The 25,057-nt window shown below is 52.9% G+C and carries 18 protein-coding genes; 9 read left to right on the forward strand and 9 right to left on the reverse strand.

The features are described 5' to 3' along the window. Nucleotides 1–21: 21 nt before the first annotated feature. The 7 genes from cmoM to EHN13_RS13265 all read left to right on the forward strand — a co-directional run bounded on the left by cmoM (nucleotide 22) and on the right by EHN13_RS13265 (nucleotide 10,686). Nucleotides 22–801 (forward strand): tRNA uridine 5-oxyacetic acid(34) methyltransferase CmoM, encoded by a 780-nt coding sequence (cmoM, locus tag EHN13_RS13235; RefSeq protein WP_040231810.1) that lies wholly within the window; start codon nucleotides 22–24, stop codon nucleotides 799–801. A gap of 3 nt (nucleotides 802–804) precedes the next feature. After that, entirely contained in the window at nucleotides 805–2,127 is a 1,323-nt protein-coding gene (mukF, locus tag EHN13_RS13240; RefSeq protein WP_048212134.1) for a chromosome partition protein MukF, read from the forward strand. Next, entirely contained in the window at nucleotides 2,108–2,812 is a 705-nt protein-coding gene (gene mukE, locus EHN13_RS13245) for a chromosome partition protein MukE (RefSeq protein WP_016152457.1), read from the forward strand. Before mukF ends, mukE begins: the two co-directional genes overlap by 20 nt. Continuing rightward, entirely contained in the window at nucleotides 2,812–7,272 is a 4,461-nt protein-coding gene (mukB, locus tag EHN13_RS13250; protein ID WP_124021533.1) for a chromosome partition protein MukB, read from the forward strand. The genes mukE and mukB overlap by 1 nt, the downstream gene beginning before the upstream one ends. A gap of 261 nt (nucleotides 7,273–7,533) precedes the next feature. Continuing rightward, nucleotides 7,534–9,285 (forward strand): L,D-transpeptidase, encoded by a 1,752-nt coding sequence (gene ldtD, locus EHN13_RS13255; RefSeq protein ID WP_115602301.1) that lies wholly within the window; start codon nucleotides 7,534–7,536, stop codon nucleotides 9,283–9,285. 176 nt (nucleotides 9,286–9,461) lie between these two features. Then, a complete protein-coding gene (gene mepK, locus EHN13_RS13260) occupies nucleotides 9,462–10,010 on the forward strand; it encodes a peptidoglycan L,D-endopeptidase MepK (protein ID WP_003831948.1) in 549 nt (182 codons plus the stop codon). Between the two features lie 28 nt (nucleotides 10,011–10,038). Continuing rightward, a complete protein-coding gene (locus tag EHN13_RS13265; protein WP_124021534.1) occupies nucleotides 10,039–10,686 on the forward strand; it encodes an MBL fold metallo-hydrolase in 648 nt (215 codons plus the stop codon). Nucleotides 10,687–10,738: 52 nt separating this feature from the next. Here EHN13_RS13265 and aspC read toward each other — a convergent pair whose 3' ends face one another. From aspC to pncB, 4 genes are all read right to left on the reverse strand, one after another. Beyond that, nucleotides 10,739–11,929, reverse strand: a complete 1,191-nt coding sequence (gene aspC / locus EHN13_RS13270) for an aspartate transaminase (RefSeq protein WP_124021535.1) — start codon at nucleotides 11,927–11,929, stop codon at nucleotides 10,739–10,741. Between the two features lie 183 nt (nucleotides 11,930–12,112). Next, nucleotides 12,113–13,189 carry a porin OmpF gene (gene ompF, locus EHN13_RS13275; RefSeq protein ID WP_048212129.1) on the reverse strand — a complete coding sequence of 359 codons (1,077 nt, stop codon included), beginning with the start codon at nucleotides 13,187–13,189 and terminating at the stop codon, nucleotides 12,113–12,115. A 613-nt stretch (nucleotides 13,190–13,802) separates the two neighbouring features. Beyond that, complete coding sequence (asnS, locus tag EHN13_RS13280; protein WP_048212128.1) at nucleotides 13,803–15,203, reverse strand: asparagine--tRNA ligase; 1,401 nt, start codon at nucleotides 15,201–15,203, stop codon at nucleotides 13,803–13,805. A 166-nt stretch (nucleotides 15,204–15,369) separates the two neighbouring features. After that, nucleotides 15,370–16,572, reverse strand: a complete 1,203-nt coding sequence (pncB, locus tag EHN13_RS13285) for a nicotinate phosphoribosyltransferase (RefSeq protein ID WP_101742835.1) — start codon at nucleotides 16,570–16,572, stop codon at nucleotides 15,370–15,372. Between the two features lie 266 nt (nucleotides 16,573–16,838). On the opposite strand from pncB, the gene pepN reads away from it, so the two are divergent. Next, nucleotides 16,839–19,451, forward strand: a complete 2,613-nt coding sequence (gene pepN / locus EHN13_RS13290) for an aminopeptidase N (RefSeq protein WP_124021536.1) — start codon at nucleotides 16,839–16,841, stop codon at nucleotides 19,449–19,451. 71 nt (nucleotides 19,452–19,522) lie between these two features. Here the strand turns inward: pepN and ssuB are convergent, their stop codons facing one another. Genes ssuB through ssuE form a run of 5 tightly spaced genes read right to left on the reverse strand, consistent with a single transcriptional unit; the run spans nucleotide 19,523 to nucleotide 23,773 of the window. Then, complete coding sequence (gene ssuB / locus EHN13_RS13295) at nucleotides 19,523–20,290, reverse strand: aliphatic sulfonates ABC transporter ATP-binding protein (protein ID WP_124021537.1); 768 nt, start codon at nucleotides 20,288–20,290, stop codon at nucleotides 19,523–19,525. After that, complete coding sequence (ssuC, locus tag EHN13_RS13300; RefSeq protein ID WP_124021538.1) at nucleotides 20,287–21,078, reverse strand: aliphatic sulfonate ABC transporter permease SsuC; 792 nt, start codon at nucleotides 21,076–21,078, stop codon at nucleotides 20,287–20,289. The genes ssuB and ssuC overlap by 4 nt, the downstream gene beginning before the upstream one ends. A 10-nt stretch (nucleotides 21,079–21,088) precedes the next feature. Beyond that, a complete protein-coding gene (gene ssuD, locus EHN13_RS13305) occupies nucleotides 21,089–22,234 on the reverse strand; it encodes an FMNH2-dependent alkanesulfonate monooxygenase (RefSeq protein WP_101742831.1) in 1,146 nt (381 codons plus the stop codon). After that, nucleotides 22,231–23,205, reverse strand: a complete 975-nt coding sequence (locus EHN13_RS13310; protein WP_061067632.1) for a sulfonate ABC transporter substrate-binding protein — start codon at nucleotides 23,203–23,205, stop codon at nucleotides 22,231–22,233. Before EHN13_RS13310 ends, ssuD begins: the two co-directional genes overlap by 4 nt. Continuing rightward, nucleotides 23,198–23,773 (reverse strand): NADPH-dependent FMN reductase, encoded by a 576-nt coding sequence (ssuE, locus tag EHN13_RS13315; protein WP_124021539.1) that lies wholly within the window; start codon nucleotides 23,771–23,773, stop codon nucleotides 23,198–23,200. The genes EHN13_RS13310 and ssuE overlap by 8 nt, the downstream gene beginning before the upstream one ends. A gap of 243 nt (nucleotides 23,774–24,016) precedes the next feature. On the opposite strand from ssuE, the gene pyrD reads away from it, so the two are divergent. After that, nucleotides 24,017–25,027 carry a quinone-dependent dihydroorotate dehydrogenase gene (gene pyrD, locus EHN13_RS13325; protein ID WP_124021540.1) on the forward strand — a complete coding sequence of 337 codons (1,011 nt, stop codon included), beginning with the start codon at nucleotides 24,017–24,019 and terminating at the stop codon, nucleotides 25,025–25,027. The last annotated feature ends 30 nt before the right edge of the window (nucleotides 25,028–25,057 follow it).

Raw genomic sequence — 25,057 nt, forward strand, 5'->3', positions numbered from 1 at the left:
AGCCAGCCTGTGGAGAGCCCGATGCGGGATCGCAATTTTGATGACATTGCAGAGAAGTTTTCCCGTAACATTTACGGCACCACCAAAGGTCAATTAAGACAGGCTATTCTCTGGCAGGATTTGGATCGCTTACTGCCCACGCTCGGTGAACAGAAATTACATATTCTGGATGCGGGTGGGGGCGAAGGGCAAACGGCCATCAAAATGGCGGAGCGCGGTCACTTCGTGACATTATGTGACCTGTCCGGTGAGATGATCGCCCGTGCGCAACAGGCAGCAGAGGCAAAAGGTGTGAGCGGAAACATGCATTTCATACAATGCGCCGCTCAGGATGTTGCTGCGCATTTGGAAAGCCCGGTTGATCTGATATTGTTTCATGCTGTGCTGGAATGGGTGGCCGAACCGGTTTGCGTGCTGCAAACCCTGTGGTCGGTATTACGTCCCGGCGGCGCGTTATCGTTAATGTTCTACAATGCTAACGGTCTGCTGATGCACAACATGGTCGCAGGGAATTTCGACTATGTGCAGGTTGGGATGCCAAAACGTAAAAAACGTACGCTTTCACCAGACTATCCGCGTGAACCAGGACAGGTTTACCAGTGGCTGGAAGAGATCGGTTGGCAGATAACCGGTAAGACAGGCGTGCGCGTGTTTCATGATTATCTGCGAGATAAGCATCAACAGCGTGACGGTTATGAAATGTTACTTGAGTTAGAAACGCGCTATTGCCGCCAGGAACCGTATATCAGCCTTGGCCGCTATATTCATGTCACCGCGCGCAAACCGCAGATGCAAGGATAACCTATGAGTGAATTTTCCCAGACAGTCCCCGAACTGGTTGCCTGGGCCAGAAAAAATGACTTCTCCATCTCTCTGCCGGTAGACAGACTTTCGTTCCTGCTGGCGGTAGCCACGTTGAACGGTGAGCGACTTGACGGTGAGATGAGCGAAGGCGAGCTGGTGGATGCGTTCCGCCATGTGAGTGATGCGTTTGAGCAAACCAGCGAAACCATCGGTGTTCGCGCCAATAACGCGATTAACGACATGGTACGTCAACGTCTGCTGAACCGCTTTACCAGCGAGCAGGCGGAAGGTAACGCTATTTATCGTTTAACGCCGCTGGGGATTGGCATCACGGATTACTATATTCGTCAGCGCGAATTCTCTACATTGCGTTTGTCGATGCAGTTGTCGATTGTTGCTGGTGAGCTGAAGCGCGCGGCAGATGCCGCCGCAGAAGGTGGTGATGAATTCCACTGGCACCGCAACGTCTATGCACCATTGAAGTATTCGGTAGCGGAAATTTTCGACAGTATCGATCTGACCCAGCGCATCATGGATGAACAGCAGCAGCAGGTAAAAGACGACATCGCACAGTTGCTAAACAAAGACTGGCGGGCGGCAATTTCCAGCTGTGAAATGCTGCTGTCTGAAACGTCTGGTACGCTGCGTGAACTGCAGGATACGCTGGAAGCCGCAGGCGATAAGCTGCAGGCGAACTTGTTACGCATTCAGGACGCGACGATGGCTCATGACGATTTGCATTTCGTCGACCGGCTGGTGTTCGACCTGCAAAGCAAGCTCGACCGTATTATCAGCTGGGGTCAGCAATCCATCGATTTGTGGATCGGCTACGATCGTCACGTGCACAAGTTTATCCGTACCGCTATTGATATGGACAAAAATCGCGTCTTTGCCCAGCGTTTACGTCAGTCTGTCCAGAGCTATTTTGACGATCCGTGGGCGTTGACCTATGCCAATGCCGATCGTCTGCTGGATATGCGTGACGAAGAGATGGTGCTGCGTGATGAAGAGGTCACCGGTGAGCTCCCGGCCGATCTGGAATATGAAGAATTTAACGAGATCCGCGAACAGCTGGCGGCAATTATCGAAGAGCAGTTGGCTATCTATAAATCCAGACAAACGCCACTGGATCTCGGATTGGTCGTGCGCGAGTATCTGGCGCAATATCCACGTGCGCGTCACTTCGACGTTGCGCGTATTGTTATCGATCAGGCGGTACGTCTTGGCGTAGCGCAAGCAGACTTCACCGGACTGCCAGCCAAATGGCAGCCGATTAATGATTACGGAGCCAAGGTACAGGCGCATGTCATTGACAAATATTGAACAAGTGATGCCGGTCAAGCTGGCGCAGGCGCTGGCGAATCCGTTATTTCCGGCGCTGGATAGCGCGTTACGTTCGGGTCGTCATATCGGCCTGGATGAACTGGATAATCATGCCTTCCTGATGGATTTTCAGGAATATTTTGAAGAGTTTTACAGCCGCTATAACGTGGAATTGATCCGTGCGCCGGAAGGGTTCTTCTACCTTCGTCCGCGTTCAACGACGCTCATTCCCCGTTCGGTCCTGTCTGAATTGGACATGATGGTCGGTAAAATTCTTTGCTATCTCTATCTCAGCCCGGAACGTCTGGCAAACGAAGGGATTTTTACTCAGCAAGAGCTGTACGACGAGCTGCTAACGCTGGCGGATGAAGCCAAACTGCTGAAGCTGGTGAACAACCGTTCGACCGGTTCGGACGTTGATCGCCAGAAACTCCAGGAAAAAGTGCGTTCTTCACTTAACCGCCTGCGTCGTTTAGGCATGGTGTGGTTTATGGGTCACGACAGTAGCAAATTCCGCATTACGGAATCAGTCTTCCGCTTTGGCGCGGACGTGCGCAGCGGTGACGATCCGCGCGAAGCGCAGCGTCGCTTAATTCGTGATGGCGAAGCGATGCCGGTCGAGAACCGCCTGCAGCTCAACGATGAGCCCGAAGAGAATCAGCCGGACAGTGGAGAAGAAGAATAATGATTGAACGCGGTAAATTTCGCTCACTTACGCTGATTAACTGGAATGGTTTTTTTGCCCGTACGTTTGACCTTGATGAGCTGGTTACCACGCTGTCGGGCGGGAACGGGGCGGGTAAATCCACCACCATGGCGGCATTCGTTACAGCGCTTATCCCGGACTTAACCTTGCTGCATTTTCGTAATACCACCGAAGCCGGTGCAACCAGCGGCTCACGCGATAAAGGTCTGCACGGAAAGCTGAAAGCAGGTGTCTGTTACTCGATGCTCGACGTCCTCAACTCGCGTCATCAGCGCGTGGTCGTGGGTGTGCGTCTGCAACAGGTTGCGGGTCGTGATCGCAAAGTGGATATCAAACCGTTTGCCATTCAGGGGCTGCCGATGTCGGTACAGCCAACCCAACTGGTGACGGAAACGCTGAACGAACGCCAGGCGCGCGTACTGTCTCTACCTGAGCTGAAAGAGAAGCTTGATGAGATGGAAGGTGTGCAGTTTAAGCAGTTCAACTCAATAACCGATTATCATTCGCTGATGTTCGATCTGGGCATCATTGCCCGGCGTCTGCGCTCCGCGTCTGATCGTAGTAAATTCTACCGTCTGATTGAAGCCTCGCTGTACGGCGGGATCTCCAGCGCCATTACCCGTTCACTGCGTGACTACCTGCTGCCGGAAAACGGCGGCGTGCGTAAAGCGTTCCAGGATATGGAAGCCGCGCTGCGTGAAAACCGCATGACGCTGGAAGCGATTCGCGTCACCCAGTCAGATCGCGACCTGTTTAAGCATTTGATCAGCGAAGCGACTAACTATGTGGCGGCAGATTATATGCGCCACGCTAATGAACGTCGTATTCACCTCGACAAAGCGCTGGAATATCGGCGTGAACTGTATACCTCGCGCCAGCAGCTGGCCGCAGAGCAGTATAAGCATGTGGATATGGCGCGTGAACTGGGCGAGCATAACGGCGCGGAAGGCGATCTGGAAGCCGATTATCAGGCCGCGAGCGATCACCTGAATCTGGTGCAAACCGCACTGCGTCAGCAGGAAAAAATTGAACGCTACGAAGCGGATCTCGAAGAGTTGCAGATCCGTCTCGAAGAACAAAATGAAGTCGTGGCAGAAGCTGTCGATCGTCAGGATGAGAATGAAGCCCGTGCGGAAGCCGCCGAGCTGGAAGTGGATGAGCTGAAAAGCCAGCTTGCCGATTACCAGCAGGCGCTGGACGTCCAGCAAACGCGCGCCATCCAGTACACTCAGGCGATTCAGGCACTGAGCCGAGCCAAAGAGCTTTGCCACTTACCGGATCTGACCGCCGATAGCGCCGCTGAATGGCTGGAAACCTTCCAGGCCAAAGAGCAGGAAGCGACCGAGAAGTTGCTGACGCTGGAACAAAAAATGAGCGTGGCGCAAACTGCGCACAGCCAGTTCGAACAGGCTTACCAGCTGGTGGCGGCTATCAACGGTCCGCTGGCGCGTGGTGAAGCCTGGAGCGTGGCGCGTGAGCTGCTGCGCGAAGGCGTTGAACAGCGCCACCTGGCGGAACAGGTTCAGCCATTGCGCATGCGTTTGAGCGAGCTGGAACAGCGTCTGCGCGAACAGCAGGAAGCCGAGCGTCTGCTGGCTGAATTCTGCAAGCGTCAGGGTAAACAGTTCGATATCGATGAGCTGGAAGCGCTGCACCAGGAACTGGAAGCGCGTATCGCCGCCTTGTCGGACAGCGTCTCGTCTGCCAGCGAACAGCGTATGACGCTGCGTCAGGAGCAGGAGCAGCTGCAATCGCGTATCCAGCATCTGATGAAACGCGCGCCTGTCTGGCTGGCCGCGCAAAATAGCCTGAACCAGCTTAGCGAACAGTGTGGTGAAGAATTTACCTCCAGCCAGGATGTGACCGAGTATCTGCAACAATTGCTGGAGCGCGAGCGTGAAGCCATTGTTGAGCGGGATGAAGTCGGCGCGCGCAAAAATGCGGTTGATGAAGAGATTGAACGTTTAAGTCAGCCGGGCGGGGCGGAAGATCAGCGCCTCAATGCGCTGGCGGAACGCTTCGGCGGCGTGCTGCTGTCTGAAATCTATGACGATGTTAGCCTTGAAGATGCGCCGTACTTCTCTGCGCTGTACGGTCCTTCGCGCCATGCCATCGTGGTGCCGGATCTATCACTGATTACTGAGCAACTTGATGGGCTGACGGATTGCCCGGAAGACCTCTACTTCATCGAAGGGGATCCGCAGTCGTTTGATGACAGCGTCTTCAGCGTCGATGAACTTGAAAAAGCGGTAGTGGTGAAAACCGCCGAGCGTCAGTGGCGTTATTCCCGCTTCCCGACGGTGCCGATTTTTGGTCGTGCTGCGCGCGAAAGCCGTATCGAAACCCTGCATGCCGAGCGTGAAGGGCTGTCTGAACGTTTTGCAACGCTCTCCTTTGACGTCCAGAAAACCCAGCGTCTGCACCAGGCGTTTAGCCGCTTTATTGGCAGCCATCTGTCGGTGGCATTTGAAGCCGATCCGGAAGCGGAAATTCGCCAACTGAACAGCCGTCGCGTTGAACTCGAACGTGCGCTGACCAATCATGAAAATGATAATCAGCAAAGCCGTATGCAGTTTGAACAGGCGAAAGAGGGGGTTTCTGCTCTTAACCGCCTGCTGCCGCGTTTGAATTTGCTGGCAGATGACACGCTGGCCGATCGTGTGGACGAAATTCGTGAGCGTCTGGATGAAGCCCAGGAAGCGGCGCGTTTTGTGCAGCAGCACGGCAACCAGTTAGCCAAACTGGAACCGATGGTTTCGGTTCTGCAAAATGACCCGGAGCAGTTTGAACAGCTGAAAGAAGACTACGCGTATTCTCAGCAGATGCAGCGTGATGCGCGTCAGCAGGCTTTTGCGCTGACTGAAGTCGTACAGCGCCGGGCGCACTTTAGCTATTCCGACTCCGCCGAAATGCTCAGCGGTAACAGCGATCTGAATGAGAAACTGCGTGAGCGTCTGGAACAGGCGGAAGCTGAACGTACCCGCGCCCGTGAAGCGTTGCGCAGCCATGCCGCGCAGTTGAGCCAGTACAATCAGGTTATGGCCTCGCTGAAAAGTTCTTATGACACCAAGAAAGAGCTACTGAACGATTTACAACGTGAACTGCAGGATATCGGCGTTCGCGCAGACAGCGGCGCTGAAGAGCGTGCGCGTATTCGTCGTGATGAACTGCATGCGCAGCTCAGTAATAACCGCGCTCGTCGCAACCAACTGGAAAAAGCGCTAACCTTCTGCGAAGCGGAGATGGAAAACCTGACCCGCAAGCTGCGCAAGCTTGAGCGCGATTACCATGAAATGCGTGAGCAGGTAGTCACCGCCAAAGCCGGCTGGTGTGCGGTGATGCGGATGGTGAAAGATAACGGCGTGGAACGTCGTCTGCACCGTCGCGAGTTGGCCTATCTTTCCGGTGACGAACTGCGTTCGATGTCGGATAAGGCGCTCGGTGCGCTACGTCTGGCGGTTGCGGATAACGAACATCTGCGCGATGTGCTGCGCATGTCTGAAGATCCAAAACGTCCAGAACGTAAAATTCAGTTCTTTGTTGCGGTTTACCAGCATCTGCGTGAACGTATTCGCCAGGATATTATCCGTACCGACGATCCGGTTGAAGCCATCGAGCAGATGGAGATTGAATTGAGCCGTCTGACGGAAGAGTTAACCTCCCGTGAACAGAAGCTGGCCATCAGCTCTCGCAGCGTGGCAAATATTATTCGTAAGACGATTCAGCGCGAACAGAACCGTATTCGTATGTTGAACCAGGGTCTGCAAAGCGTGTCGTTTGGCCAGGTAAACAGCGTTCGTCTGAACGTCAACGTACGCGAGACGCATGCCACCTTGCTGGACGTACTCTCCGAGCAGCATGAGCAGCACCAGGATCTGTTTAACAGCAATCGTCTGACCTTCTCTGAAGCGCTGGCGAAGCTGTATCAGCGTCTGAATCCGCAGATTGACATGGGACAGCGTACGCCGCAAACCATTGGTGAAGAACTGCTCGACTACCGCAACTACCTGGAAATGGAAGTTGAGGTTAACCGTGGTTCTGACGGTTGGCTGCGTGCCGAATCGGGCGCCCTGTCCACAGGGGAAGCGATCGGTACCGGGATGTCAATCCTCGTGATGGTTGTTCAAAGCTGGGAAGATGAAGGGCGTAGACTGCGTGGGAAAGATATCTCGCCATGCCGCCTGTTGTTCCTTGATGAAGCCGCACGACTTGATGCCCGCTCCATCGCAACCCTGTTTGAACTGTGCGAGCGTTTGCAGATGCAGCTGATTATTGCTGCGCCGGAAAATATCAGCCCGGAGAAAGGCACAACCTACAAACTGGTGCGTAAAGTCTTCCAGAACACCGAACACGTTCATGTGGTGGGTCTGCGTGGTTTTGCCCCTCAGTTACCTGAGCCCTTACCTGGGATAGAAGATGCCTCTTCGCAGGCAAGCTAAGTAAAAAGGCGGCGCTAAAGCCGCCTTTTTCTTTTCCGATATGCACATGATACCTGGTGTAATTTCTTTAGACTTCTTTACATTAGGTTAGGCAAAAATGATTTGATGTTTATATACTGAAGGTAAGCCTAACGCGTCACCGGGCTTGCTCGTCATACTTCAGAATGTATTGGCGTTTTACAGGCCCGCTCCCTTGAGAGTAATGGGGAATACAGGCGGTCTGGCTACTCAAAGTATGATAAAGAAAACAGGGGGCAAGGGATGTTGCTTAATAAAATGTGTGGTCGTCGGCTGTCGGCAATCAGTTTGTGCCTGGCCGTAACATTCGCTCCACTGTTCAACGCGCAGGCTGATGAGCCTGAAATGATTCCTGGCGACAGCTCTGCGGCCGTCAGCGAACAGCCTACAGCGTTATCGCAACCGCAGGTACAATCTTACGCGACAGGTGTGATGGCGGGAATTCAGTCTCTGCCCAATGGCACATCTGTGGACAAAGCCCGCGCTGAATTGCAATCTCAGCTACCAGCAGGCTATACGCCGGTTTATATGAGCCAGCTGGAATTACTGTATGCCGCACGCGAAATGAAACCGATGTGGGAAAATCGTGATGCGGTAAAAGCCTTTCAACAACAGTTAGCCGAGGTGGCGATTGCCGGGTTTCAGCCGCAGTTTAACGCCTGGGTTGCGTTACTAACTGACCCGGCAGTCACAGGCCTGGCACGTGATACTGTGCTTTCTGATGCGATGATGGGCTATCTGCACTTTATTGCCAATATCCCCGTCAAAGGTAGCCGCTGGCTCTACAGCGATAAGCCTTATGCACTGGCAACGCCACCGCTCTCCGTTGTTAACCAATGGCAGGTAGCGCTGGACAACGGTCAGCTAACTTCATTTATCACCAGCCTTACACCTCAGCATCCACAGTATGCTGCGATGCATGAGTCGTTGCTGAAGCTGGTGGGGGATTCGCGACCCTGGCCACGGTTAACCAGCACCACGACGTTGCGTCCCGGTGAATGGAGTAATGATATCCCGGCGCTGCGCGAAATTCTGCGTCGTACCGGAATGCTGAACGCCGGTGTCAGCACTTCTGCCAAAGAAGGGCGTAGCGCCTACGATCGCGAACTTGTTGACGCGGTGAAACGTTTTCAGACATGGCAGGGGCTGGGGGCCGATGGCACGATTGGCCCTGCGACGCGTGACTGGCTGAACGTGACGCCTGCTCAACGCGCGGGCGTACTGGCGTTAAATATTCAGCGTTTGCGCCTGCTGCCGAGCGATCTGTCTACCGGCATCATGGTAAACATCCCAGCCTACTCGCTGGTTTATTATCAGAACGGAAATCAGGTGCTGGCTTCCCGTGTTATTGTCGGACGTCCCGATCGTAAAACGCCGATGATGAGCAGCGCGTTGAATAATGTGGTTGTAAATCCACCGTGGAACGTGCCGCCGACGCTGGCCCGAAAAGATATTCTGCCTAAATTGTGGAACGATCCGGGGTACCTTGAGCGTCACGGGTATACTGTAATGCGCGGCTGGAACAGCAAAGAGACGATAGATCCGTGGCAGGTTGACTGGGCTACAATCACCGCCTCAAATCTGCCGTTCCGCTTCCAGCAGGCACCGGGCGCGCGTAATTCGCTGGGTCGCTATAAATTCAATATGCCGAGTTCGGACGCCATTTATCTGCACGATACGCCAAACCATAATTTGTTCCAGAAGGATACTCGGGCGCTAAGTTCTGGCTGTGTGCGCGTGAATAAGGCCTCGGAACTGGCGAATATGCTGCTGCAGGATGCTGGCTGGAATGATACGCGCATCTCGGATGCCCTGAAGCAAGGGGATACGCGGTATGTAAATATCCGCCAGAATATTCCGGTCAACCTGTACTATCTGACTGCCTTTGTGGGAAGCGATGGACGTACGCAGTATCGAACAGATATTTACAATTACGATCAGACAGCGCGATCCAGCGCACAAATCATGTCGAAAGCTGAGCAATTAATCAGATAAATGAAGCAGTTCGAGGAAAATGATTGTCGTAAGTTATGACGAAAACGGGGCAGGATGGCTGCAAGCCCCGTATTTCCTGGGTTTGGGAGCCTTGACGTGGACTACTTAGCCAGATAAGGTTTCCCGCGTGCGCTAGAGCATACATACGATAACATTGACCTGTAGACCTTAATACCATGGACAAATTTGACGCTAATCGCCGCAAACTGCTGGCGCTTGGTGGCATTGCCCTCGGCGCTGCCATCCTGCCTACGCCTGCGTTTGCTACACTCTCCACCCCACGTCCGCGTATATTGACTCTGAATAACCTGCATACCGGTGAGTCAATAAAAGCAGAGTTTTTTGATGGCAGGGGCTATATTCAGGACGAATTAGCAAAACTTAATCACTTTTTCCGTGACTTTCGGGCGAATAAAGTGAAATCCATCGACCCGGGATTGTTTGATCAACTCTTCCGTCTGCAGGGATTGCTGGGTACGCGTAAACCCGTACAACTGATCTCCGGCTATCGTTCCATCGATACCAATAACGAACTCCGTGCACGTAGTCGTGGTGTGGCAAAGAAAAGCTACCACACGAAAGGCCAGGCCATGGATTTCCACATTGAAGGCATCGCATTAAGCAATATTCGCAAAGCTGCGTTATCTATGCGCGCAGGTGGTGTAGGATACTACCCCAGCAGTAACTTTGTGCATATCGACACCGGGCCTGCACGGCACTGGTGATCCGTAAGCTTAATGAAACAGGAGCTGTATGAACTATCGTATTATTCCGGTCACTGCATTCGCCCAGAACTGCTCGCTAATCTGGTGTGAGCAGACGCGTCTGGCCGCACTGGTCGATCCCGGCGGTGATGCCGAGAAAATCAAACAGGAAGTCGATGCCAGCGGTCTGACGCTCATGCAGATCCTGCTTACCCATGGACATCTTGACCATGTAGGGGCAGCGGCTGAACTGGCACAGCATTATGGTGTTCCGGTTATTGGTCCGGAAAAAGAAGATGAGTTCTGGTTACAGGGGCTCCCTGCTCAGAGCCGCATGTTTGGCCTGGGCGATTGTGAGCCGCTGACGCCCGATCGCTGGCTAAACGAAGGCGATCGGATTAGCGTCGGCAACGTAATCTTACAGGTGCTGCATTGCCCGGGTCACACGCCAGGGCATGTTGTCTTCTTTGATGAACAATCAAAGTTACTGATTTCAGGCGACGTGATTTTCAAAGGTGGCGTAGGGCGCAGTGATTTCCCGCGTGGGGATCACAGCCAATTGATTGATTCGATTAAACGTAAACTCTTGCCATTGGGTGATGACGTGACGTTTATCCCGGGTCACGGCCCACTTTCTACGCTGGGTAACGAACGGCTACATAACCCGTTCCTGCAGGATGAAATGCCAGTCTGGTAACACCGCAGATAAATAAAAAGGCCGCGATTGCGGCCTTTTTATGCGCAATAAATTACAGCACTGCGACAATCGCTTCGCACAGCGGTGCCATGTTATCTGGCGTCATTCCTGCGACGTTTACACGTCCGGAAGCGACGGCATAGACACCAAACTCTTCACGCAGACGCAGAACCTGTTCTTTTGTCAGGCCGCTGAAAGAGAACATACCGTTCTGTTTGATGATAAAGCTGAAGTCGCGGTTTGCACCTTTCTCCTGCAGCGTATTGACAAACAGTAAACGCATGCGCTGAATACGTTGGCGCATGTCAGTCAGTTCCTGTTCCCAGATGGCACGCAGCGCATCGTTGCTCAGAATTGTGGCGACTACGGATGCACCGTGGGCTGGCGGGTTGGAGTAGTTCGCACGAATTACCGATTTCATCTGGCTAAAGGCACGGTCAACGGTTTCAGCATCAGCTGCAACCAGTGTACAGGCACCTACGCGCTCATTGTACAGACCAAAGTTTTTGGAATAGGAGCTGGCGACAATCAGCTCTTTATGCAGCGCGGCGAATGCACGCAGACCCTCTGCATCTTCTTCCAGACCACGCGCAAAGCCCTGGTAGGCGAAGTCGAACAGTGGTAACCAACCTTTTTCGACTGACAGCTGAGCCAGCGTTTGCCACTGCTCCAGCGTCGGATCGATACCGGTCGGATTGTGGCAGCATCCGTGGAATAATACGACGTCGCCAGCTTGTGCTTCAGCCAGGCTTGCCAGCAACGCATCAAAGCCCAGTGAATGGTTTGCAGCATCGTAATAGTTATATTCACGCACTTCCAGACCAGCAGAATTAAATACGCTCTTATGGTTCGGCCAGCTTGGGTTGCTGACCCACACGCGTTTTGCGCTGGTGTTTTTTGCCAGGAAATCAGCGGCCACACGCAGGGCGCCCGTACCACCAGGGGTCTGTGCGGTACGCGCGCGTTTTTCATTAATCAGAGCACTTTCTTTACCAAACAGTAATTCCTGAGTGCAGCGACCAAACTCTGGAATACCGTCAATGCCAAGATAGTTTTTGGTGGTTTCATTTTCCAGGATATATTGCTCGGCTTTTTTAACGCTGGTCAGTACCGGCGTTTTGCCTGTCTCATCTTTATATACACCGATTCCGAGGTTGATTTTCCCCGGGCGGTCATCGGCACGAAACAAATCAGCCAGGCCCAAAATGGGGTCGGCAGGAGCGGCGGTAATGTTCTCAAACATGACGAGGTTCCATTGTGGTTACAGAAGGGAAGTCCGCTATCAGGTTAACGGTAGATTTACAAAATGCCAACCGTTAGTGACGAAAAGCAGGGGTGTTTTTTGAAGACGCAAGAATCCGCTGGCGGATATAAAAAAACAGGACCGAAGTCCTGTTTTTTAGGCATTTAGCAAAGAGGTCTGCTATTAGAACTGGTAAACGATACCCACTGCAACGGTGTCGTCAGAGCCTACGCCCAGTTTGTTGTCAGAATCGATCTGGTTGATGATGTAATCAACATAGGTGGACATGTTTTTGTTGAAGTAGTAAGTCGCGCCCACTTCGAAGTAGTTCACCAGATCTACGTCACCGATACCTTCGATATCCTTACCTTTAGATTTGGTATAGGCGAGGGACGGACGCAGGCCGAAGTCGAATTGGTACTGAGCAACTAACAGTACGTCTTCAGTTTTGTTCGCATAACCGTTAGAAATGCGGGTTGCGTTGCGGGTTTCGCTGTAGTTCGCTGCCAGGTAGATGTTGTTAGCATCGTATTTCACGCCGGTAGCCCACTGCTCAGCTTTGTCGCCATGGCCGCGCAGAAGCGGGTTTTGCTGGGCATCGGTACGGTCAGCCGCGCCGTATGCACCGACGATACCGAAGCCTTCGAATTCGTAGCTTACAGAGCCGCCAACGCCGTCACCATTAGAGCGACGAACGTCATCACGCTCGTTTTTACCCAGGTACTGAACAGCGAAGTTCAGGCCTTCAACCAGACCGAAGAAGTTGGAGTTACGGTAAGTCGCGAGGCCACCGTTACGCTGAGAGAAGAACTGGTCGGAAGCCGCAGTATCGCCACCGAATTCTGGCAGCATATCGGTGTAACCCAGTGCATCGTATACGACGCCGTAGTTACGACCGTAATCGAAGGAACCTGCGTCACCGAATTTCAGACCAGCAAACGCCAGACGGGTTTTGTTCCCATTCTGAGAGTCGTCACCGCCTTCGGAGTTATTGCCGCTGAACTGGTATTCCCACTGGCCGTAACCGGTCAGTTGGTCGTTAATCTGAGTTTCCCCTTTGAAACCAAGACGGGCGTAAGTTTGATCGCCATTAGGTGCGTAGGCGTTGTCACCGTTGTGCTTGGAAAAATAGTGCAGACCTACCGCTTTACCGTAGATGTCTACTTTATTGCCATCTTTGTTATAAACTTCTGCAGCGTTAGCTGCCCCGGCTACCAGCAGAGCAGGGATAACCACTGCAAGAATATTGCGCTTCATCATTATTTATTACCCTCATCGGTTTTTATATGACACCTGCCACTGCCGCCAATAAATTCCGTCAATAAAAATTTACGGAACTATTGATGAGAGTTTGGTGTCTTTATGTGTCTGCAGGCATCTTTCCATTCAAACTACCGTTTCGCTACTCTCAAAGTGCTACAAATATAAAGATTTAGTTTCAAAAAGAAAAAATGTGTAACAAAATGTTATTTTTATGCAACTTTGTGAACGACTTCAAATTTCAGGTGTCCCTGCGATTGAATTTTGCTCAGTTTTATCTATTTATATGATTTTCTTATACTTAATTTTGCTAACGACATTTTTATCTAGCCCCGCAAAAAAGAACCATTTTTACAAATGCATATTTTGGCCGTCCAGAATGCCGTGCGAATGGGTAATAAATGCCTATTTGATCATGAAGTGCTAATCCACAATAAAAATAGTGATTATTTTTTTGTTCTCAAATGTTGCAGTGAAACATTGCGTAACAGGAAGGGGGAATTTACGGGTTGAGTTTAGTGCGGGATGAGAGTCCATCTAAGGCGACAAATACAGCAATGCGCTGAGCGAAAAAAGGCCAGCAATGCTGGCCTTTATGATTAAAGCGACAACGTTAGAAGCTGGCGTTACGCGGTGTACGCGGGAACGGAATAACATCGCGGACGTTCTGTACGCCGGTGACATAAGCGATCAGACGCTCAAAGCCCAAACCAAAACCGGAATGCGGAACGGTACCGTAGCGACGCAGATCGCGATACCACCAGTAATCTTCTTTGTTCAGACCCATCTCCAGCATACGGGCATCCAGCACGTCCAGACGCTCTTCACGCTGAGAACCACCGATGATTTCACCGATTCCCGGTGCCAGCACGTCCATTGCCGCCACGGTTTTACCGTCGTCGTTAAGGCGCATATAAAACGCCTTAATATCTTTCGGATAGTTTTTAACAACCACCGGCGCTTTAAAGTGTTCTTCGGCAAGATAGCGTTCATGCTCAGAAGACAGATCAACACCCCAGTAAACCGGGTTTTCAAACTGTTTGCCGCATTTTTCCAGGATGCTTACCGCATCGGTGTAATCCACCTGCGCGAAGTCAGCATCAATAAAACGTTCCAGGCGTGATACCGCGTCTTTGTCGACACGTTCGGCGAAGAACTTCATATCATCCGCACGTTCTTCCAGTACGGCTTTGAACGCGTATTTCAGCATTGCTTCAGCCAGACCTGCAACATCGTTCAGATCGGCAAAAGCGACTTCCGGCTCAAGCATCCAAAACTCTGCGAGGTGACGGCTGGTGTTGGAGTTTTCCGCACGGAAAGTCGGTCCAAAGGTATAAATTTTGGACAGGGCGCAGGCGTAAGTTTCACCGTTCAACTGACCGGAAACGGTCAGGAACGCTTCCTTACCAAAGAAGTCTTTATCGAAATCGACTTTACCCTGATCGTTACGCGGCAGGTTTTCCAGATCCAGCGTAGAAACACGGAACATTTCACCCGCACCTTCCGTATCGGAAGCGGTGATCAGCGGAGTAGATACCCAAAAGAAACCCTGCTCATGGAAGAAGCGATGCAGCGCTTGCGCCAGCGTATGACGTACGCGCGCTACCGCACCAATCATATTGGTGCGCGGACGCATATGCGCCACTTCACGCAGATACTCAATGCTGTGACGCTTAGCCGCCATTGGGTAGGTATCAGGATCTTCAACCCAGCCCGCGACTTCAACTTCAGTGGCCTGAATTTCAAAGCTCTGTCCTTGTCCAGGTGATGCAACGACTTTACCCGTTACGATAACTGAACAACCCGTCGTCAGGCGCAGTACGTCCTGATTGTAATTGGGCAGAGAATTATTGATGACGGCCTGTACAGGATCAAAGCAGGAACCGTCATAAACGGCGAGGAAGGAGATGCCAGCTTTTGAATCTCGGCGGGTACGCACCCATCCGCGCACGGTGACTTCGCTGTCAACGGCTACGCGGCCCTGGAGTACGTCGGCTACAGGCACAACGCTCATAATATTCTCTCTGTTAATAGTCGGATATATAAACACATGTCCACCCATAATGGGGGGGATACCTATGTTACCTGGCATCTGCAATCAGACAAGCAGAATTCGTAGCTGGAGTGAAAGATTTCGGAAATAAACGTGAAAAGGGAGCCAAAGTGGCTCCCTGGAAGGACTAGCTGGCTTTTTTAATATGCGGGAGATCGAAGGCTTTGCGCAGCGCGCGCACAAACGCTTTATCATGGCAGATGGTTTTACCCGGGCTGTCAGATAACTTCGCCACCGGTTTGCCGTTACATTCGACCAGCTTGATAACGATATTCAGCGGCTTAACCTGGGGGATGTTACACGTCAGGCGTGTCCCGATACCAAAGCTCAACTGCACGCGAGAAGAGAAGTGGCGGTAGAGTTCAATCGCTTTATTCAGATCGAGGTTATCGGAGAACACCAGCGTTTTGCTTTGCGGGTCAATGCCCAGTTTTTCATAATGGGCGATGGCTTTCTCACCCCATTCCACCGGATCGCCAGAGTCGTGGCGCAAACCCTGGTAGCGGGTCGCAAACTCAACGCCAAAGTCGCGCAAAAACGCGTCCATGGTGATGCAATCGGTCAGGGCGATGCCGAGCTGGTCGGGATATTCGTTCAGCCAGGCGGCCAGGGCAACGCGCTGGCTGGTGGCAAGCTCAGGGCTGATTTGCTGGTGTGCCTGGAACCATTCATGCGCCTGGGTTCCCATCGGCGTTAATGACAAACGACGGGCAAGATCGTAGTTGCTGGTGCCAACAAACCACGGCTCTTGCTGCAGGCGTTTAACGATAGCCTGCTGGACTTCACGTGAAAAACGACGACGCGTACCGAAATCCATCAGATGGAAGCGGGACATATCGACATCTTTCGTTAAAGCAGAGAATTCTGCTAATTTGTTTTCCAGCTCAGCCAGCGCCTGTGGGACGCCTGATTCGGGCGAGCGATAACGGTGTACCAGCTCGCTTATCACCGCTAACAGCGGAACTTCCCACATGATCACTTCGCGCCATGGCCCGGTTAAGCGAATGTTCAACTTACCGTTGTCATTGGTGACGCAAACCTGTTCCGGGTTATAGCGGAAATCACGTAACCAGGTGAGGTAATCAGCTTTGAAGAAAGGCAGGCCGGAGAGCCACTGGTACTCGTCCTCCTGCAGTCGCAGGTGCTGCATAGCATTCACCTGTTCGCGAATAGAATCGGCATAAATACCGAGCAGGTCATCGCCACGGCAACGAAATTCAGCCGCTACTTGTACATCATAGTAGTGGTGAAAAACGGCTTGCTGCATATGCAACTTATAAGCGTCTGTATCCAGCAGCGAGTGCAGAACAGGAGAAGCGAATTGTGTCATAGGTGCGCAGTAGCATCCTCTCACGGGAGCGTTTAGTACAATAAACAACTAAGAAAACCGCTGGAGTATACCCTGTTTAGCGATTTATTGAACCCCGATCACACCATAAGCTGTCTTTCTGGTCGAGGGCAATTCGTGCCGCGTGTTATAAAAATGTAGCAAAAAGGGCGTTTGTGCCTGAAAAGATGAACATTCTGCGTAGCGTGATTTACGCAACAGGAATAGACTGAAGCCGAGACTCTACCAAAGATGCTAAAGGTTTTTTTATGACACAACAGCCACAAGCCAAATACCGCCACGACTACCGTGCGCCGGATTACCAGATTACTGATATTGACTTGACCTTTGACCTGGATGCTGAAAAAACCGTGGTCACCGCAGTGAGCCAGGCTGTCCGTCATGGTGCATCCGATGCGCCCCTGCGCCTGAATGGCGAAGATCTGACCCTGGTGTCAATCCACGTGAATGATGAACCGTGGACAGCATATAAAGAAGAAGAGGGCGCTCTGGTCATCAATCAACTGCCGGAACGTTTTACGCTGCGTATCGTGAATGAAATTAGCCCAGCGGCGAATACCGCGCTGGAAGGACTGTACAAGTCAGGTGACGCGCTGTGTACCCAGTGCGAAGCGGAAGGCTTTCGCCATATTACCTGGTATCTCGACAGGCCGGACGTGCTGGCGCGTTTTACGACCAAAATTATTGCCGATAAAACCAGATATCCATTCCTGCTTTCCAACGGTAACCGTGTTGCGCAGGGCGAACTGGAAAACGGTCGCCACTGGGTGCAGTGGCAGGATCCATTCCCGAAACCGTGCTATTTGTTTGCGCTGGTAGCAGGTGATTTCGACGTGCTGCGCGACACCTTTACCACCCGCTCCGGGCGTGAGGTGGCGCTGGAACTGTATGTCGATCGTGGGAACCTGGACCGCGCGCCGTGGGCGATGACCTCGCTGAAAAACTCCATGAAATGGGATGAAGAGCGCTTTGGCCTCGAATATGATCTCGACATCTATATGATTGTCGCCGTGGATTTTTTCAACATGGGCGCGATGGAGAATAAAGGTCTGAACATCTTTAACTCCAAATACGTGCTGGCGCGTACCGATACCGCCACCGACAAAGATTACCTCGATATTGAGCGCGTCATCGGTCACGAATATTTCCACAACTGGACCGGTAACCGTGTCACCTGCCGCGACTGGTTCCAGCTTAGCCTGAAAGAGGGGTTAACCGTGTTCCGCGATCAGGAATTCAGTTCCGATCTTGGCTCACGTGCGGTAAACCGTATCAGCAATGTGCGTACCATGCGCGGCCTGCAGTTTGCTGAGGACGCCAGCCCGATGGCGCATCCTATCCGTCCGGATATGGTCATCGAAATGAACAACTTCTATACCCTGACCGTATATGAGAAGGGTGCGGAAGTGATTCGTATGATCCACACCCTGCTGGGTGAGGCTAACTTCCAGAAAGGGATGCAGCTGTACTTTGAGCGTCACGATGGTAGCGCTGCAACCTGTGATGATTTCGTGCAGGCGATGGAAGATGCCTCCAACGTCGATCTCTCCCATTTCCGCCGCTGGTACAGCCAGTCCGGTACGCCGATTCTGACCGTGCGAGATGACTACAATCCAGCAACGGAACAGTACACGCTGACTATCAGCCAGCGTACGCCAGCCACGCCGGATCAGGCTGAAAAGCAGCCCTTGCATATTCCTTTTGCCCTTGAGTTGTATGACAACGAAGGGAAAGTGATCCCGCTACAAAAAGGCGGGCACCCGGTGAATTCCGTACTCAACGTCACCCAGGCAGAGCAGACGTTTGTCTTTGATAACGTCTACTTCCAGCCGGTTCCGGCGCTGCTGTGCGAATTCTCCGCGCCGGTGAAACTGGAATATAAATGGAGCGATCAGCAACTGACCTTCCTGATGCGCCATGCGCGTAACGATTTCTCTCGTTGGGATGCGGCCCAAAGCCTGCTGGCGACCTATATTAAGCTCAACGTTGCCCGTCATCAGCAGGGACAACCGCTGTCGCTGCCGGTACACGTGGCCGATGCATTCCGCGCAATTTTGCTCGATGAGAAAATCGATCCGGCACTGGCGGCAGAGATCCTGACGCTGCCTTCAGTAAATGAAATTGCCGAACTGTTCGACATCATCGATCCGGTGGCGATCGCCGAGGTACGCGAAGCGTTAACCCGCACGCTGGCGGCCGAGCTGGCGGATGAATTCCTCGCCATCTATAACGCTAATCATCTTGATGAGTATCGCGTAGAGCATGGCGATATTGGCAAACGTACGCTGCGCAATGCCTGCCTGCGCTTCCTGGCCTTTGGCGAAATCCATCTGGCTGACACGCTGGTAAGCAAGCAGTACCGTGAAGCGAATAACATGACCGATGCGCTGGCGGCGCTGTCTGCGGCGGTCGCAGCACAGTTGCCGTGTCGTGACGCGCTGATGCAGGAATACGACGACAAATGGCATCACGACGGTCTGGTGATGGATAAATGGTTTATCCTGCAGTCCACCAGCCCGGCGAGAAATGTGCTGGAAACGGTACGCGGCCTGCTGAAGCATCGTTCCTTTAGTATGAGTAACCCGAACCGAATCCGTTCGCTGATTGGTGCCTTTGCGGGGAGCAACCCGGCGGCATTCCATGCGGAAGATGGTAGCGGTTATCAGTTCCTGGTGGACATGCTGACTGAGCTCAACAGCCGTAATCCGCAGGTGGCGTCACGTCTGATTGAGCCGTTGATTCGTTTAAAACGCTATGATGCAAAACGTCAGGCGAAGATGCGTGCGGCGCTGGAACAGCTGAAAGGTCTGGAGAATCTGTCGGGCGATCTGTTCGAAAAGATCTCTAAAGCGTTAGCCTGATAATATTGCCGGATGGGTCCGGCCTACCATTCACGCGTAGGCCGGATAAGCGGTAGCGCCATCCGGCATTTTTAACCTTGCTTGCGTAGCTGAACTTCATTTTCGCCACGCTGCATCACCCGATTCAACACCTCGGCTTCCAGTTCTGCCAGACGCACCGATCCAATCCGGCGTGGTCGCGCAATATCCACCGTTAAATCCAGTCCGATTTTTCCATCCTCAATCAGCAAAACGCGATCGGCCATTGCCACAGCTTCACTCACGTCATGGGTGACCAGCAGTACGGTAAAGCCGTGCTCTTGCCACAAAGAGACAATCAGCTCCTGCATTTCAAGGCGGGTTAAGGCATCCAGCGCGCCGAGGGGTTCATCCAGCAGAAGCAGACCGGGGCGATGAATTAATGCCCGCGCCAGAGCCACGCGCTGTTTTTGTCCGCCAGAAAGCGCTGCGGGCCACTCCTGAGCACGATTCTCCAGCCCAACTGCGGCCAGCGCATCTCGGGCTGCATTGCGCCACTGACCTTTCAGACCCAGACCCACGTTATCGATAACCGTCTTCCATGGCAGCAGACGCGCATCCTGAAACATCATTCGCGTATCATCCTGAATCTCTGCCAGCGGGGTGGTTCCGGCGAGTAATGCGCCAGAGGTGGGCGACTCCAGCCCAGCCAGCAGGCGCAGCAACGTACTTTTACCTCCGCCACTGCGGCCTACCACGGCAACGAACTGTCCGGCCGGAATATGCAAATCTAACTGATTGAGCACCGTATTGGCGGCGTATTGTTTCGTTACGGCACTTAGCAAAAGCGGTGTGCCCTGGTTCAGGCGAGCGGTGTTCATATGGTAGCCTCCTTCACATGGTAAGCCGGGTTCCAGCGCAGCCAGATTCGCTCCAGCAGTTGGGCACTGACATCGGCTAGCTTGCCGAGCAGGGCGTAGAGAATAATGGCCACCACGACCACATCGGTTTGCAGAAATTCGCGGGCGTTCATCGCCAGGTAGCCAATACCGGCATTGGCTGAAATGGTTTCTGCGACGATAAGCGTCAGCCACATCAGCCCGAGAGCGAAACGCACCCCAACCATAATCGAGGGCAGGGCGCCGGGGAGGATCACATGAATAAACAGTGAAAAACCAGACAACCCATAGCTGCGCGCCATTTCAACCAGCCCGCGGTCGATATTGCGTATCCCGTGCCAGGTGTTGATGTAAATCGGGAACAGCGTGCCCAGGGCGACGAGAAAGATCCTGGCGGATTCATCAATACCGAACCACAAAATCACCAGCGGGATCAGCGCCAGATGCGGTACGTTACGCAGCATCTGCACCGAGGTATCCAGCAGGCGTTCTCCCCAACGCGAAAGACCGCTGATCAGTCCCAGCGTCAGGCCAATCGATCCACCGATAGAGAATCCGATCAGCGCGCGCCAGGCGCTGATCGCCAGATGCTGCCAAAGTTCGCCGCTGGCGGAAAGCGTCCAGAAAGCTTCGACCACGCCCTCCGGTGAGGGCAGGATGCGGTTGGACAGCCAGCCCATTGATGATGCGAGCTGCCAGAGCGCCACCAGACCTACCGGTAAAAACCAGGGCGCGAGGCGCAATAACCATCTGTTTTTCGTCGTTGCCATTAGTCGCTCCTTAGCTTTGTGCGACTTTACGCGGGATGAATTCGTTCGCAACCGCTTCGCCTTGCTGTTGCAGGCGCCGCGGTTGCGGAATTTCTGGTATCGCGACATCCAGATGCGGGAACAGCAGCTCACCAACCCTGTATGCCTCTTCCAGATGCGGATACCCGGACAGCACAAAGCTGTCGATTCCCAGCGCGGCATACTCGTTAATACGCGCTGCGACCGTAGGACCATCCCCAACCAGTGCGGTCCCTGCGCCACCGCGCACCAGTCCTACCCCTGCCCACAGGTTCGGGCTAATTTCCAGTTTGTCGCGTTTACCGTTGTGCAGTGCCGCCATTCGCTGCTGACCAACTGAATCCGTTCTTGAGAAGGCGGCCTGGGCTTTGGCGATGGTGTCGTCATCCAGATGGGCTATCAGACGATCCGCTGCCTGCCATGCCTCGCGCGTTGTCTCCCGTACGATCACATGCAGACGAATACCGAAGCGGATCTTACGCCCGCGCGCCGCCGCTTTAGCCCGCACCTGTTCAATCTTCTGTTTCACCTGTTCGGGCGGTTCGCCCCAGGTCAGGTAGAGATCAACCTGTTCGGCGGCCAGATCTTGTGCGACGTCAGACGAGCCGCCGAAATAGAGTGGAGGATGTGGCTGCTGGATCGGCGGGAAGAACAGTTTTGCCCCGCGAACATGAATATGTTTGCCGTTGAAATCAACGGTTTCACCTTGCAGTAAGCGTCGCCAGACCTGAGTAAATTCGCCAGAGGCTTCATAGCGCGCGGTGTGATCGAGGAACACGCCGTCGCCTGCCAGCTCCTGCGGATCGCTGCCGGTCACCAGGTTAAATAGCGCCCGACCATTAGAAAGCCTGTCGAGCGTTGCAGCCTGACGTGCCGCAACCGTCGGCGAGGTGACGCTTGGGCGTAGCGCGACCAAAAATTTTAACCGCTGGGTGACCGGGATCATCGAGGCGGCGACCAGCCAGGCATCTTCGCAGGAGCGACCGGTGGGGATCAGCACGCCGGTAAACCCCAGACGGTCGGCCGTTTGCGCAATTTGTTGCAGATATCCGTGATCGACCGGGCGCGAACCTTCTTCCGTTCCAAGATAATGACCGTCACCGTGGGTGGGTAAAAACCAGAACATGTTCAGACTCATAATTTTTCTCCTGCCTGCTGAGTGGGTTGCCAGATACGCTGGCGAATATCGATTTTTTTCGGCACCAGACGGTTGTCATAAAACAGATCCGCGGTTTGTTGCTGTAGCGCAGCAACAGAGTCGCTGACGGGCGTAATGGTGGTTGGCGGGCGGTGATCCAGATAAGAGGCAATTACCGGCTCAGGCAGGCCCATGGTTTTAGCCAGCAGGGCAATGCTTTGCTGCCGCTGGCTGAGGGTTAACGCATCGGCCTGGCTAAAGGTATTCAGTACGCCAAGAATAAAAGCGCCATTTTTTTCGGCATAAGGACGTGCGGCGAGATAAAACGAACCGGTTTGCTTGAGGTCTGAGCCGTCTTTCAGCACGCGTACATCACCTTGCAATAACGCGGCGGAATAGTAGGGATCCCAGATAGCCCATGCATCAACGTTTCCTTGCTGGAAGGCCGCTCGCGCATCGGCTGGCGTCAGATAAGTCGGTTGAATATCGGTAAATTTCAGCCCAGCCTGTTGCAGTGCACGGAGCAGTAAATTGTGGGCGCTGGAACCTTTCTGGAAAGCGACTTTATGTCCTTTAAGCTGCGCGACGTTCTGGATCGGGCTATTTTTCGGCACCAGAATCACTTCAGCTTTCGGTTTGGGGGGCTCAACGCCCACGTAAACTAGATCGGCCCCCGCGGCCTGGGCGAAAATGGGTGGAATGTCACCCGTACTGCCGAGATCGATACTGCCGATATTGAGCGCTTCCAGCATTTGTGGCCCGGCAGGGAACTCAACCCACGAGATTTTGGTTTGCGGGTAGCGTTTCTCCAACAATTGATGGCTTTTGGCCAACACCATGCTGACGCTCCCTTTCTGATAACCAATGCGTAGAGCATCGGGCGCAGGTTCTGCGGCGTGCGCCAGCGTTGACAGTGACAGCAGCCCAGCCAGTGTGAACCACGACGTGTGACGTTTGAGCAGATTAAGCATGGGCGGCACCTCGCAGGGCATTCAGTTGAGGGAGTTGGATATCGCGACGATGCAATGCCAGCCAGAAGGTGTCGAGCGCACTATCCATGCGCTGCTGCAGGTTGGGCGTAAACTGCGGTTTATGCTGATAATCGATGACCTGCGAATCATCGGCAAATACGCCGTGCAGGATCTCCTGGGCTTTTAACGCACTCAGTACCGGTTTCAGCGCGTAATCGACGGCCAGTAAATGCGCCACGCTGCCGCCGGTCGCCAGCGGCAACACCACTTTTCCTTCCAGCGCCCGCTCGGGGAGCAGATCGAGCAGCGTTTTCAGTGCGCCAGAGTAAGCGGCTTTGTAGACTGGTGTTGCGACAATCAGCCCGTCTGCATCCTGCAATTGTTCGATAAATGTGTTCAGCGCCGGACTGTCGAAACGAGCATAGATCAGGTCTTCCGGGGCAAAATTGTGCAGGTTCCAGTGAAAGATTTCGATATCCTGACCGTGCAGTTTTTCTCGGGCATATTCCAGTAACGCACTGGAGCGAGAAGGAAAGCGAGGGCTCCCCGCCAGAGTGATGACGCGCATAATTTCAACCTCTCCTTATAACTAATTGTTTGCTTTTAATTAACATTGATAACAATTTATGCAGTCTGGCAGAGGGGCTTTGTTTATCGAAATGATTTATACGGGATAGAAAAGTTGGAAATTGAATAAAAAGGCAGGGGCCAGGAAAACGATTGCTATTTATTGCCGCAGGTCAATTCCCTTTTTGCTCGCGATCGCACATAATACGCCCCCGGTTTGCACACCGGGAATCCAGGAGAGTTCATGTACTACCCCTTCGTTCGTAAAGCCCTTTTTCAGCTCGATCCAGAGCGCGCTCATGAATTGACATTCCAGCAGTTACGTCGCATTACCGGCACGCCGCTTGAAGCGCTTGTCCGCCAGAAGGTACCTGCAAAACCGGTTACCTGTATGGGGCTGACGTTTAAAAACCCGCTCGGTCTTGCTGCCGGACTGGATAAAGACGGGGAGTGCATTGATGCACTTGGCGCGATGGGATTCGGCGCAATTGAAATAGGTACCGTGACGCCGCGTCCTCAGCCGGGTAACGATAAACCGCGTCTGTTCCGTCTGGTCGATGCAGAAGGTTTGATCAACCGTATGGGGTTTAATAACCACGGAGTTGATAACCTGGTTGAGAACGTTAAAAAATCGCATTTTGACGGTATTCTGGGGATTAATATTGGCAAGAATAAAGATACCCCAGTAGAGAATGGCAAAGATGACTATCTGATTTGTATGGAAAAAGTCTATGCTTATGCGGGTTATATTGCGATTAATATCTCTTCACCGAATACGCCGGGATTACGTACGCTGCAATACGGCGAGGCTCTGGACGATCTGCTGACGGCTATTAAAAATAAGCAAAACGATCTGCAAGCGATCCACCATAAATATGTGCCGGTGGCGGTAAAGATCGCGCCGGATCTTTCTGTGGAAGAACTGATCCAGGTTGCTGACAGTTTAGTTCGGCATAATATTGATGGCGTAATTGCGACTAACACCACGCTCGATCGTTCGCTCGTTCAGGGAATGAAAAATTGCGATCAAATGGGTGGTCTGAGCGGGCGACCATTGCAATTAAAAAGTACAGAAATTATTCGCCAGTTGTCTCAGGAATTAAAAGGGCAGTTGCCAATTATTGGTGTTGGCGGGATCGACTCGGTGATTGCCGCGCGGGAAAAAATGGCTGCCGGCGCAAGCCTCGTACAGATTTATTCGGGCTTTATTTTTAAAGGTCCGCCGTTGATTAAAGAAATCGTCAGCAATATCTGATCTATGCCTTAATCCGACAACCAGGGCTTT

The sequence above is a fragment of the Citrobacter youngae genome, assembly GCF_003818115.1.
GTDB classification, from domain to species: Bacteria; Pseudomonadota; Gammaproteobacteria; order Enterobacterales; family Enterobacteriaceae; genus Citrobacter; species Citrobacter youngae.